Annotated in this window: 11 protein-coding genes and 1 pseudogene; 5 read left to right on the top strand and 7 right to left on the bottom strand. The window is 62.7% G+C overall.

Annotation, left to right across the window (positions count from 1 at the left end; genetic code table 11):
- Nucleotide 1: 1 nt before the first annotated feature.
- Complete coding sequence (locus tag ABWP50_RS11850; RefSeq protein WP_353218194.1) at nucleotides 2-889, bottom strand: alpha/beta fold hydrolase; 888 nt, start codon at nucleotides 887-889, stop codon at nucleotides 2-4.
- A gap of 105 nt (nucleotides 890-994) precedes the next feature.
- Between ABWP50_RS11850 and ABWP50_RS11845 the strand changes: the two genes are divergently transcribed.
- Entirely contained in the window at nucleotides 995-1258 is a 264-nt protein-coding gene (locus ABWP50_RS11845) for a GlsB/YeaQ/YmgE family stress response membrane protein (RefSeq protein WP_353218198.1), read from the top strand.
- A 1-nt stretch (nucleotide 1259) separates the two neighbouring features.
- On the opposite strand, the gene phhA is transcribed toward ABWP50_RS11845, so the two are convergent.
- On the bottom strand, nucleotides 1260-2120 hold the full coding sequence (gene phhA / locus ABWP50_RS11840) for a phenylalanine 4-monooxygenase (protein WP_353218193.1): 861 nt from the start codon (nucleotides 2118-2120) through the stop codon (nucleotides 1260-1262).
- A 95-nt stretch (nucleotides 2121-2215) separates the two neighbouring features.
- Here phhA and ABWP50_RS11835 point away from each other — a divergent pair, with 95 nt between their 5' ends.
- The gene (locus tag ABWP50_RS11835; protein ID WP_353218192.1) at nucleotides 2216-3718 is read left to right on the top strand and encodes a TLP1 C-terminal extension domain-containing protein; all 1503 of its coding nucleotides are present in this window, start codon (nucleotides 2216-2218) and stop codon (nucleotides 3716-3718) included.
- Nucleotides 3719-3727: 9 nt separating this feature from the next.
- Here ABWP50_RS11835 and ABWP50_RS11830 read toward each other — a convergent pair whose 3' ends face one another.
- The 3 genes from ABWP50_RS11830 to ABWP50_RS11820 form a co-directional block, all read right to left on the bottom strand.
- The gene (locus ABWP50_RS11830; protein ID WP_353218191.1) at nucleotides 3728-5089 is read right to left on the bottom strand and encodes an amidohydrolase family protein; all 1362 of its coding nucleotides are present in this window, start codon (nucleotides 5087-5089) and stop codon (nucleotides 3728-3730) included.
- 61 nt (nucleotides 5090-5150) lie between these two features.
- Nucleotides 5151-5975: a TrmH family RNA methyltransferase gene (locus tag ABWP50_RS11825; protein WP_353218190.1), complete on the bottom strand. Its 825-nt coding sequence runs from the start codon at nucleotides 5973-5975 to the stop codon at nucleotides 5151-5153.
- A gap of 12 nt (nucleotides 5976-5987) precedes the next feature.
- Nucleotides 5988-6608 carry a DNA-3-methyladenine glycosylase family protein gene (locus tag ABWP50_RS11820; RefSeq protein WP_353218189.1) on the bottom strand — a complete coding sequence of 207 codons (621 nt, stop codon included), beginning with the start codon at nucleotides 6606-6608 and terminating at the stop codon, nucleotides 5988-5990.
- A gap of 128 nt (nucleotides 6609-6736) precedes the next feature.
- Here ABWP50_RS11820 and ABWP50_RS11815 point away from each other — a divergent pair, with 128 nt between their 5' ends.
- The gene (locus ABWP50_RS11815; RefSeq protein WP_353218188.1) at nucleotides 6737-7864 is read left to right on the top strand and encodes a sensor histidine kinase; all 1128 of its coding nucleotides are present in this window, start codon (nucleotides 6737-6739) and stop codon (nucleotides 7862-7864) included.
- A gap of 3 nt (nucleotides 7865-7867) precedes the next feature.
- Nucleotides 7868-8659, top strand: a complete 792-nt coding sequence (locus ABWP50_RS11810) for a LytR/AlgR family response regulator transcription factor (RefSeq protein ID WP_353218187.1) — start codon at nucleotides 7868-7870, stop codon at nucleotides 8657-8659.
- On the opposite strand, the gene ABWP50_RS11805 is transcribed toward ABWP50_RS11810, so the two are convergent.
- Both ABWP50_RS11805 and ABWP50_RS11800 read right to left on the bottom strand, forming a co-directional pair.
- On the bottom strand, nucleotides 8654-9796 hold the full coding sequence (locus tag ABWP50_RS11805) for an alpha/beta fold hydrolase (protein WP_353218186.1): 1143 nt from the start codon (nucleotides 9794-9796) through the stop codon (nucleotides 8654-8656). The two genes, ABWP50_RS11810 and ABWP50_RS11805, sit on opposite strands and share 6 nt — an antisense overlap.
- Nucleotides 9793-10320, bottom strand: coding sequence for a VOC family protein (locus tag ABWP50_RS11800; protein WP_353218185.1), 528 nt, complete (start codon nucleotides 10318-10320; stop codon nucleotides 9793-9795). The genes ABWP50_RS11805 and ABWP50_RS11800 overlap by 4 nt, the downstream gene beginning before the upstream one ends.
- 349 nt (nucleotides 10321-10669) lie before the next feature.
- Here ABWP50_RS11800 and ABWP50_RS11795 point away from each other — a divergent pair.
- Nucleotides 10670-10975, top strand: a pseudogene (locus ABWP50_RS11795) (hypothetical protein); the annotation flags it as partial.

Here is a 10975-nt window from a genome sequence, read left to right as displayed (position 1 = left end):
ATCAATCCGGCAAAAACCGCGCCAGTTCGGCCATGAAGCGATCGAACTGGTCATGGTGCAGCCAATGCCCGGCATCGGCGAAGGTTACGACTTCTGCTGATTTGAAATAGTCGATGCGGCCGTCTTTGGTGGGATTGGAGGCCCAGCTTTTTTCGCCGTACATCAGCAGTGTCGGGCAGGTGATGCGGCTCCACAGTTCGGCGGTCTGGTCGGGGTTGCCGTCTGGCAGCCACGGCAGGTGCAGATAATTGTCGAATTTCCAGCTGTAGCTGCCGTCTTCGTTGCGGTGGGTGCCGTGGATGGTCAGGTGGCGGGCCTGATCTTCGGACAGGAAGCTGTTTTCCTGGTGCATGCGCGCGAACGCGGCTTCGAGGGTGGGGTAGCGTTTGGGCTGGCGGGCGGCAGCGGCGCGCTTGGCATCGATCCAGTCGCGCTGGCGCTCGGCAAAGTCGGTCTTGGTGCGCTCGGCGATCATCTTGGGGCTGGGGCCGAGCCCTTCGATCGCCACCAGCTTGCGGACATGATCGGGATAGAGCCCGGTATAGCGCAGCGCGATGCTGCCGCCCATCGAATGGGCGACGATGGTGACTGGCGCCAGTTTCAGCTGGTGCACCAATTGCGCCAGATCATAGACATAGGCGTGCGAGGGATAATCGCCGTCGGCTGACCAGGCGCTGTCGCCGTGGCCGCGCCAATCGGGGGCGATGATGTGCCAATCGCGCTGCAACTGCTGCGCGGTCCAATCCCAGCTGCGGGCATGATCGCGCCCGCCGTGCAGCAGCAGCAGCGGCGGCGCATCGGGATTGCCCCAATCGAGATAATGCAGCCGCAGCCGCTGGGAGATGAAGCTGTGCGAGGTTGGGCCGGAATATTTCAGCGTGTCGATCATCTTCGCTCCTTGCCATGCCTACAGGGAACAAACCAGCATTTGGCGCATTATCCCGAAACTGTATTTGCAATGAGGTGGCCCGTAGCCACCCCAAGGAGATTGATTATGGGTTGGATCGTGGCACTGATCGTGGGCGGCATCGCCGGCTGGCTGGCCAGCATGATGATGAACCGCAACAGCAGCATGGGCCTGTTCCTGAACATCGTTGTCGGTTGTGTCGGCTCGGTTCTGGGCAATTTAATCCTCAACAATTTCGGCATCGCCGGATCGGTACAGAATTTCTCCATCACGGGCCTGCTGGTGGCGGTGGTCGGCGCGGTCGTGTTGCTCGGAATCGTCAATCTGATGCAGCGCGGCAGCGTGCGCTGACTCAGGCTGGCAGGCCGGCACCAGCAATGTGGCTCTGGTCGCCGCGGGTGAACATGGAATCATCGGGCAGCACGGCAGCGATCGGAATGTCGGCGCTGCCGGCCAGGCGCTCATAGAGCGGGCCAAAATCCGTTTCCAGCGTGACGCGCAGCAAATCGTCAAAACTGTCGATAACGAAATAATTCTGTTGGAAATCATCGATGCGATACGGCGTCCGGAGGACGCGTTCGAGGCTCCAGCCGATGCGGTTGGGGCTGGCGCTGTCCAGCGCAAACAGGGTTTCGCTGCGGCTGGAGACGATGCCGGCGCCGTAAATGGCGAGGCCGTCACCGACGCGCATCAGGCCAAATTCCACCGTGTACCAATAGAGCCGCGCCAGGCGGGCGATAGCATCATAATTCAGCGCACGCAGGCCGCCGCGGCCATAGGCCTGCATGTAATCGGCAAAGGCCGGGTGCGCGAGCAGCGGCACGTGGCCGAACACATCGTGGAACACATCGGGTTCCTGCAGATAATCCAGCTGATCGGGCCGGCGGATGAAATTGCCGGCCGGAAAGCGCCGATTGGCGAGATGATCAAAAAACACTGCATCGGGCACCAGCCCGGGCACGGCCACCACCGTCCAGCCGGTCAGGGTCGACAGTTCGTCATTCAGGCGCGCAAAATCGGGAATTCCCGGCCGGGTGAGATCGAGGCGCTGCAGGCCTTCCAGAAATTCCGGCGCGACCCGGCCCGGCAGCAGCCGCGTTTGCCGATCGAACAGCGCATCCCACACGCCGTGATCGGCGGCGGTGTAATGCGCCCAGTCCTGCGGGATGGTATAATCGGCGGACGGGGCCGCAGCGGGAAGATCGGATATCACCCAATCAATCTAGCAGGGGCGCAGGCAGCGTGCGAGCGCTTCCCGGCGCGCGCCGCGCGATGTAACACTGCAGCGTTCATCACGGGGAAGATTACATGCCGCTGCCAGCCGACCGCACACCTGTCATCATCGGCGTGGGTGAGGTGCTGGACCGGCCCGCCGATCCGGCCGCAGCATTGGAGCCGCTGGCGCTCATGGCCGCAGCGGTCCGCGCCGCCGATGAGGATGCTGGCGGCGGATTTTTGAACCGCATCGACAGCGTGGACGTGATCAACCTCGTCAGTTGGCGTTACGACCGGGTGGCCGCGCGCTTGGCGGAGCGGCTGGGCATCATGCCCACCCGCTCCGTATATGGCCTGGTTGGCGGCGAAACCCCCACCACCGCCATCCACGAAGCCGCGCTGCGCATCATGAACGGCAACAGCGTGGTGGCGGTGATCACCGGCGGCGAAGCGCAGAATGCAGTTGCCAAGGCCAAAGCAGCCGGCGTGCAATTGCCATGGACGGCGCCGGCCAAGCAGCCGGAAAATCCGATCATCCCATCCGAACACGTCACACCGCTGGGCATGCAGCACGGCATTTTTCAGCCGATCCACATCTACCCGCTGTATGAAAATGCCACCGTGGCCGCCTGGGGCCTGACCCCGCGGGCGGCGCTGGCGGAGAGCGGTGCGGCCTATGAGAAAATCAGCGCCGCCGCCGCTGCCAATCCGCACGCCTGGGGGCGCAGCGCCTATTCAAGCGGCGAAATCACCACGGTGTCAGACGATAACCGCATGATCTGCTGGCCCTATACCAAGCGCATGGTGGCCAACAACAATGTCAACGCCGCCGCCGCCGTGCTGATGACCACGCTGGCCGCCGCGCGCGCTGCCGGCATCGCCGAAGATCGCATCATCCATGTCCACGGCGGCGCATCGGCGGGCGAACATATGGATTTTCTCAAGCGCGACCAATATGTGCATTCGGCGGCGCAGGACGCCGTGCTCGGCCAGGCGATGCGGATTGCGCCGGCCGGCTTTGACCGGGTGGAGCTATACTCTTGTTTCCCCACCGTGCCGAAAATGGCGCGGCGGTCATTGGGGCTGGGCGCGGACGTGCCATTGTCGGTGATGGGCGGGCTGTCCTTCGCTGGCGCTGGCCTGAATTGCTACATGCTGCACAGCACGTGCGCGATGGTAAGGTCCCTGCGCGAACGGCCCGCCGATCAGGCGCTGCTCTATGGCCAGGGCGGCTATGTCACGAAGCATCATGCGCTGGTGATCGGCTGCCGCCCAGCAGAGCCCGCATGGCTGATGCTGAACCGCGATGTGCAGGACGCCGCCGAAGACGCGCGACTGGACGTGCCGCGCTTTGCCGGCAGCCATGCCGGCGCGGCGGTGATCGAAAGCTTCAGCATTGTGTTTGGCCGCGACGGCCAGCCCAGCCACGGCAGCGTGGTGGGCCGCACGCCGGAGCATGACCGGGTGTTCGCCAAGGTCGCCGTGGCCGACGCCGAGACCATGGCTGCCCTGCTCAGCCTGGATGCCCACCCCATCGGCCTGCCCGGCCGAGTAAGCGTGGGCGATGACGGCCTGCAACAGTGGGCGATGCGGTAAGCTTTGGGCCTAGCGCGGTGCCAGCGCCGCTTCGTTGACCACGCCGTCGCGTTTGTAGAGCGTGCCGCCCTTCATGATGTGGGCCGGGTTTTGGAGCAGGGCGATGGTGCGCAGCACGTCGCCGCGCACGGTGATGATATCGGCATATTTGCCAACCGCTACCGTGCCGCTGTCACGTTCCACACCCATGAACTTGGCCGGCCAGTAGGTGGCGGCCTGAATGGCCTCCATCGGCGGCACACCCAACTGGTTCACCCACACATCCAGCTCGTTCCAGGTGGTCTGGCAATGGAAGGCGGTGGGAATGCCGCTGTCGGTGCCGATCATCAATATGGCGCCTGCGCTGCGCAGCTGGTTGAATTTGGTGGCCAATGTCGGTTTGCGGCGCGGTGTCAGCTGGTTATATTCCAGTGCTGCAACATTCTTCAGCGACGCCTTGATATCGGCAATCGTGTCGGGCTTCAGTCCGCGCGACCAGCAGGCATCGTCGAGTTTTTCCGGGTTGGTGAGCAGATTGGCGTGATTGAACAGGCCGCTGATCGTCGGCGTCCAATACAGTGGGTTGCCGCGCACCCGGCCTTCGGCAGCCCGCGCTTCCAATGCTGCCATGATATCATCGGGATAGCGCGGCGCGGCGCCCAGCCCGGTGTGTTCGAAATTGTCGATGCCGGTTTTCAGGCCGATGCGGATTTCTTCGGGCAGATGGCTGTGGCCCACCACCTTCAGCCCGGATTTGTGCGCTTCATCAACCAGCGCGCGCGTGGTGGCTTCGCCCAGCTCATCCTGATCGACCACCTTGATGACATCGACGCCGGCCGCCTTCAGGATGCGCACCTTGGCGCGGGCTTCCTCGGCATTTGCCACGCCCCACCGAAACGCCTCGGTGCCCGGATAGGGTTTTTTCTGCAGAAACGGCCCGGACACATACAGGCGCGGGCCCGGCTTGCGCCCGGCCTTCACATCCTCGCGGATGGCGATGGATTGCGCCAACGGCCCGCCCAGATCGCGGGCGCTGGTAACGCCGGCCAGCAGCAGCTGCACTGCCCCCGCCGGCATGATCTCCGGGCCAAACCGTTCGAGATAGGCCTTGTCCCAATGGGTATAATCCGCATGGCCGTTGATCATCAGATGGACATGCATGTCCCACAAGCCAGGCAGCACATCCATGCCATCGGTGGACACTACAGCCGCGCCAGCCGGAACCGGCAGCGTTGCCACTGTGCCGATGGCCAGGATACGCTCCCCTTCTACCAGGATCACGCTGTTGGCCAGCGGCGGGCCGCCCTGCCCGTCGATCAGCCTGCCGCCGACCAACGCGGTGATACCGGCTGCGTTGGCTGCGGCAGCCAGCATGGCGAAAAATGCAAACAATATAACGCGCATCAACAAGACCCCCGATGAACGTCAACTGTGACCGCCTCCAGCGCAGGCGTCAAACGGCTTGTCGCGCCGGCATCCGATCAAGTGCATGATAAAGCAGCACACCGGCGCACACCGCCACGTTCAGGCTATCGGCCGCGCCTATCATCGGCAATTTCACCAGCGCATCACACTGCGCCGCATAATCATCAGGAAGGCCGGCCTGTTCGTTGCCCATCAGCAGGAAGCACGGCGCCTGATAGGCATGGGCGCGGTAATCCACCGAGCGGTCGGACAAGACCGCGCCAACCAATTGGCCCGGCGCGCCGCGCAACCATGCAAAAAACTCCGGCCCCGAAGCCTTCGCAACCTGCCGGCTGAACAGCGCGCCCATGCTGGCGCGCACGGCTTCCAGGCTGAATGGATCGCATGACTGGTCGAGCAGGATGACGCCGCCAGCGCCGGTGGCATCACAGGTGCGCAGCATGGTGCCGAAATTGCCGGGGTCTTTGAGGTTTTCGGCGACCAGCCACAAATTGGCGGCATCACGGCGCAGACCGGCCAGCGAAATATCCGGGATGGCATAGGCGGCGGCCACGGCCTGCGCATTGTCCTTGCCGGTCAGCCGCTGCATCAGATCGGGCGTGGTGCGCAGGATGGTGCCGCGCGCTTGCCATGTGGCCTCAATCAGATCGGCGGTGAGTGGGTGGCGTTCGGCTTCGGGCGTGAACAACAGGGTTTCCGGCACATGCCCGGCGCTCAAGGCTTCGGTGCAGACCCGCAGGCCTTCGGCCAGAAACTGCCCGGCTTCGCGGCGGCCGCGGCGGTCGTTGAGGCTTTTTAGGCTTTTGAGGACCGGGTTGGCCGGCGAGGTGATATCGGTGATGCGCGGTTGCATCCGCCGGCCATATCAGAGCGCGACGATATTGTAATTGTGCCAGAGCAAGATCGACAGCGCGCCGCGGTGCGGGCGCATTGGTTCCACCAGCGCGCGCGTGCGCTTTTCGGTGGGCCGTGCGTCTTCGCCCAGCATGCGGCCCAACTGGATCTGCAACGCCAGATCACCGCCGGGGAAAACATCGGGTCGGCCTTCGGCAAACAACAGGTAAACCTCGGCCGACCAGCGGCCAATGCCCTTGATCGACGACAATAAAGTGATGGCTTCGTCGTCATCGGCGGGCAATGCTGCAAAATCCACCATGCCACTGGTCACCGCCGCGGCCAGGGCATGGACATAAGACGCCTTCTGGCCGGACAGGCCGGCGCCGCGCAGCACATCAATCGGCGTGCCGGCAATGCGCTGCAGATCGTCCATATCGCCGCCGCAGGCCGCCTCCAGCTTGTTCCAGATGCTGGCCGCCGCCTTGGTGCTCACCTGCTGGCCGACGATGGCGCGCATCATCGTGCCCGGCCCGCGCGGGCGCAGCCGTGGTTCGGGCAGGCCGTGCGCGGCCAGTGCCGCCGCCACTGGTGGATGATCGGCGGCCAGAAACTGAAGGCTGGCGGCAAGCTGCGCTGCGGATAGTCCCATGGTCACGCAATTAGCGGCTGCGATGGAAGCTGGCCAGCGGCGCCGAGGCGCGAGTCCCAAAGCCGCTGGCCGGACAGCCCGCTGCGGGCTGATTTGGTCTTTGCGCCATCAGCCGTTATGGATGCGCCATGGTGGAAACCCCGATGCGCACCAGCCTGTTTCGTGACAAGAACCGCGCCTTCTGGATATTGCAGGGCGGCGGCTGGCTCGCCTATCTGATGCTGCGCGCGCTGTCGGGGCTGGCCAATTCGATGGGGCTGGCGTTTGTACTGCCGGCGGTGATTGTCACCGCCACCGGCTTTTCGATCACGCTGCTGCTGGCGGCGGCCTATCGCCGGCTGATCGTGATGAAGCCGATCTTGACATGGACACTCACGGCGCTGCTGCTGCTATCGGCATCGGCGCTGTTTTCGGTGCTGGAGGTGTGGGCGCACGCCACCTTTTATCAGCAAGGCTGGCAGCCGCAGGGCATCCAGTTTCTGGGCGCGATCCTGCTGGATTTGTCGGTGCTGGGCGCGTGGACCGGGCTTTATTACGGCATCAACTATTATCTGCTGCTGGCCGAACAATCGGAGCGCATGCTGAACATGGCCGCCCAGGCCAACAGCGCGCAGCTTGCCATGCTGCGCTATCAGCTCAATCCGCATTTCCTGTTCAACACACTCAACAGCATTTCCACGCTGGTGCTGCTGAAACAAACCAGCCGCGCCAATGCGATGCTGTCCCGGCTGGCCAGCTTTCTGCGCTACAGTTTGGTGGGGGAACGGGAGGGGCTGGCAACCGTGGCGCAAGAGGCCGAAGCATTGAAACTGTATCTGGATATCGAGCGCACCCGCTTCGAAGCGCGCCTGCGCACACGGTTTGATATCGCTCCCGATGTGATGGAGGCGCGGCTGCCATCGCTGCTGCTGCAACCCATTGTGGAAAATGCCATCAAATATGCCGTGACCGCCACCGAAGACGGCGCCGATATCTTGGTGGATGCCCGCCGCATGAGCGACCGGCTGGTGATCACCATCGCCGACACTGGCCCGGGCCTGGGCGCGGTGCCCGTCGAAGCCGGCGGCACTGGTGTGGGGCTGGCCAACATCCGCGACCGGCTGGCGCAAAGCTATGGCGCCGATCACCGCTTTGAATTGGCCGACAATGACCCCAGCGGCCTGATCGTCCTGATCGACATTCCGTACCAGACCGACGCTGTGCCACCTTCTGCCGCAAATCCGGTTGCCGCGGCGCAGCTTGCCTCGCAAGGATAGACCATGGTGATCCGCGCAATACTGGTTGATGATGAACCCTTGGCCATTCAGGGACTGGAACTGCGGCTGCAAGCCTTTGACGATATCGAAATCGTCGAACGCTGCGCCAATGGCCGCGAAGCCATCCGGGCGGTGCGCACCCACAAGCCCGATCTGGTGTTTCTGGATATCCAGATGCCCGGTTTCGATGGCTTTTCGGTGGTGTCCGGCCTGTCCGATATCGAACCGCCGCTGTTCGTGTTTGTTACCGCCTTCATGCAGCATGCCCTGAAGGCCTTTGACGCGCAGGCGGTGGATTATCTGCTCAAACCCGTCGAGGAAGAGCGGCTGGCGGCGACCATCGAACGGGTGCGCCAGCGCCTGGCCGAAAAACACGGCGCGCAAGGTGCCGAACGGCTGAAGGAAATCCTGTCCGAAGTCGCGCCCGAAGCGATGCCCGACGATCTGGCCGACACACCGCAGGCCAATCGCTTTGAAAAAGTGATCAACATCAAGGATCGCGGCCAGATTTTCCGGGTGGAAATCGCCGATATCGAACGCATCGATGCCGCCGGCGATTACATGTGCATCTACACCGCCGATCAAACGCTGGTGCTGCGCGAAACCATGAAGGATCTGGAAAAACGCCTCGATCCCAAGAAATTCCAGCGCATCCACCGATCGACCATCGTCAATCTGGACAATATCAAGAGCGTGAAGCCGCACACCAACGGCGAATGCTTCCTGGTGCTGGGCAGCGGCACGCAGGTGAAGGTGTCACGCAGCTACCGCGATGTGGTGGCGCGGTTTTTATAGGCGCTGCCGCGCCAGCCAGCCAGTGACGATACCAGCAGCGGTTTTCAGATGCTCGGGCTGAAACGCATAATAATGCGTCGCGCCTTTCACCTCGTGCAGCTCGCGGCTGGCGGCACCCGCCACGCAATCGAACAGGCGCTGCGTGTGGCTGGGCGTGCAGGCATCATCGGCCGTGTTGCCAACCACCAGCACCGGCACGCGGATGCGGTGGCCCACTTTCAGCGAACAGGCATGCGATTCAAGGCTCCACTGCGACAGCCATGACCGCAGCGTCGTGAAGCGCCCCAGACCGCCGGGCGAATCGTTGATCAGGCGCGGATCGCCGAGATAGCAGCGGCCCGGCGCCCGGTCGTTGGCATCGACTGCCGGATCGAGCCAGCACGGCGCCGCCATGGTGCCGTGGACGATGAAGGCACGTTCGGCATGCGGGCCTTCGCGCCGCTTCAGTTCGGCCAAGGTTTCGTGCGCCCAGGCCGTGATACGGTTTGAACGCGCCACCTGCCGCGCGGCATATTCAGCCAGAAAATCCCCATCATATGCCGGCTGCTGGCATTGATCGCTGTAGAGATTCCACCTCGGATCGCGCACCGGGCTTGCCTCGTCGATGACCGACGCGTCCAGCCACTCAGTCAGCGTCTGCGAGCGTGAAACATGCGCCGCCAGCAGCATGATGCCATCCACCGGCGGCAGTTTCGCTTCGGCCATGGCGAACGCATCGCCGGCCGGCGTGTGCGTGACTTGGCTATAGGTCGCTTCGGCCTGATAAAACAGCGCCAGGCTACCGCCGCCCGACCAGCCGGCCAGCACGACGCGGGCATAGCCCAGAACCTCGCGGCAATGCGCCACCCAGCGGCCGAGATCCACCGCCACCTTCTCCATGATCAACGCCGAATCGTTGTTGGGATAGCGCGACACCGCCGTCAGCACGTGGCAGCCCGCCTCCGCCAGCGCGCCGGGCAGCGGCAGATAATGCATGATGCCCATCGGGTGCATGAAGATGACGATGGTGTCGGACGGCGTTTCGGGGCGCAGATGATGCGCCTGCAACGCCACCACACCATCGATGCCGCCATAAGTATCGCGCAGGCCCACTGCTTCGCGAAACGCAATCAGCAGGGGGATACGGGCAAAGCTCACGCCGCCCTTCCCTGTTCGCGCGCCGCTGCCTTGCGTGCCGTCCACGCGTTGATGATGGCGTGCGCGGTGCGGGCATCCTCCGCCAAAATCGCATCATGCGCGGCCACGCGCACAGTGATTTCCAGCGGCAAGCCATTGGGATCGGCAAAATACACCGATTTTACAAAGCCATGATCGATCGGCCCGAAACAGGGCACGCCCCCCGCGTTCAACTTGTCCCGCCACGCCAGCAGCTTTTCCTCGCTCTCGGCTTCGAACGCGACATGCCGATCAAAGCCGTGCGCCAGCGCGAAATCACCGTCCTTCACGCTGTTTGGCGCATCGAAGAACGCAATGAAATTGCCGTCCCCCAGCCGGAAAAACAGATGCACGAACGGATTGGGCATGCCCGAACCGGGCTCCTTCTCCTCCTGCACCACCGCCGCCAGCGGCAAGCCCAGCACATCCTCATAAAACGCCCGCGTCTCCTCCGCGTCGCGGCAGCGATAGGCGTTGTGGTGAATACCCTTGAGTGCTCTGGTCATGGCGGTGTCCTTCATTACTTACAAAATTGCCACAAGCCCTTGACCCCGCCAAGCCTGTCGAAAACACGCAAATTACGGCAGGCCACCCCCGACAGATGCCAGCCGACCAAAACGCTTCCGACGAAAGCCGGACGTGGCTCATTTACCGGCTGCTCGGCACACCTACTGCGCCGACAATTTCCTCAAGGCAGCAAAGCGGCAAACGCAATTTGTCAAGAACCTTGGCAAATTAGTAATAAATTTCAAGTTGCCTCCCGAAAAATCTTCGGCATACTCAACACAAATTCGTGCGTTTTCCTTGGGGGGATGAAATATGCCACAATTAAACTTGAGCAAGTGCGCCGGGCTGATGTTGGTGCCTGTTGTGCTCAGCATTTCGGCATGCGCAAACGGGCCAATGCAGTCACAGGCTGCGTTGCCAAACTCTACTCCGCAGGGCTGGAGTGCCAGACAACAAATCGACTGGTACAGCAAGTCACAAGGATCAAGACTGATACCATATTCCTGGTTGCAAGCCCTTGAAGCGGTTGACTCGCAAACCCTGTTTATGGATCCAACACATTTTGATCGTTTTGGCTATCTACGGTCCCAATCGGTGACGCCAGCTGCTCTTCCGATTGGGTTTACGAAAGATTATGCAGAAGACAAAAAGCTA

The sequence above is a fragment of the Sandarakinorhabdus sp. genome (genome assembly GCF_040398645.1).
In the GTDB taxonomy this organism is placed as follows: Bacteria; Pseudomonadota; Alphaproteobacteria; order Sphingomonadales; family Sphingomonadaceae; genus Sandarakinorhabdus.
This window is presented reverse-complemented; position numbering and strand designations above follow the sequence as displayed.

Bases quoted from the DNA above. Each gene is read 5' to 3' on its own strand.
- ABWP50_RS11850 (WP_353218194.1), bottom strand. From the start codon at position 889: ATGATCGACACGCTGAAATATTCCGGCCCAACCTCGCACAGCTTCATC.
- ABWP50_RS11845 (WP_353218198.1), top strand. From the start codon at position 995: ATGGGTTGGATCGTGGCACTGATCGTGGGCGGCATCGCCGGCTGGCTG.
- ABWP50_RS11835 (WP_353218192.1), top strand. From the start codon at position 2,216: ATGCCGCTGCCAGCCGACCGCACACCTGTCATCATCGGCGTGGGTGAG.
- ABWP50_RS11825 (WP_353218190.1), bottom strand. From the start codon at position 5,975: ATGCAACCGCGCATCACCGATATCACCTCGCCGGCCAACCCGGTCCTC.
- ABWP50_RS11820 (WP_353218189.1), bottom strand. From the start codon at position 6,608: ATGGGACTATCCGCAGCGCAGCTTGCCGCCAGCCTTCAGTTTCTGGCC.
- ABWP50_RS11815 (WP_353218188.1), top strand. From the start codon at position 6,737: ATGGTGGAAACCCCGATGCGCACCAGCCTGTTTCGTGACAAGAACCGC.
- ABWP50_RS11810 (WP_353218187.1), top strand. From the start codon at position 7,868: ATGGTGATCCGCGCAATACTGGTTGATGATGAACCCTTGGCCATTCAG.
- ABWP50_RS11800 (WP_353218185.1), bottom strand. From the start codon at position 10,320: ATGACCAGAGCACTCAAGGGTATTCACCACAACGCCTATCGCTGCCGC.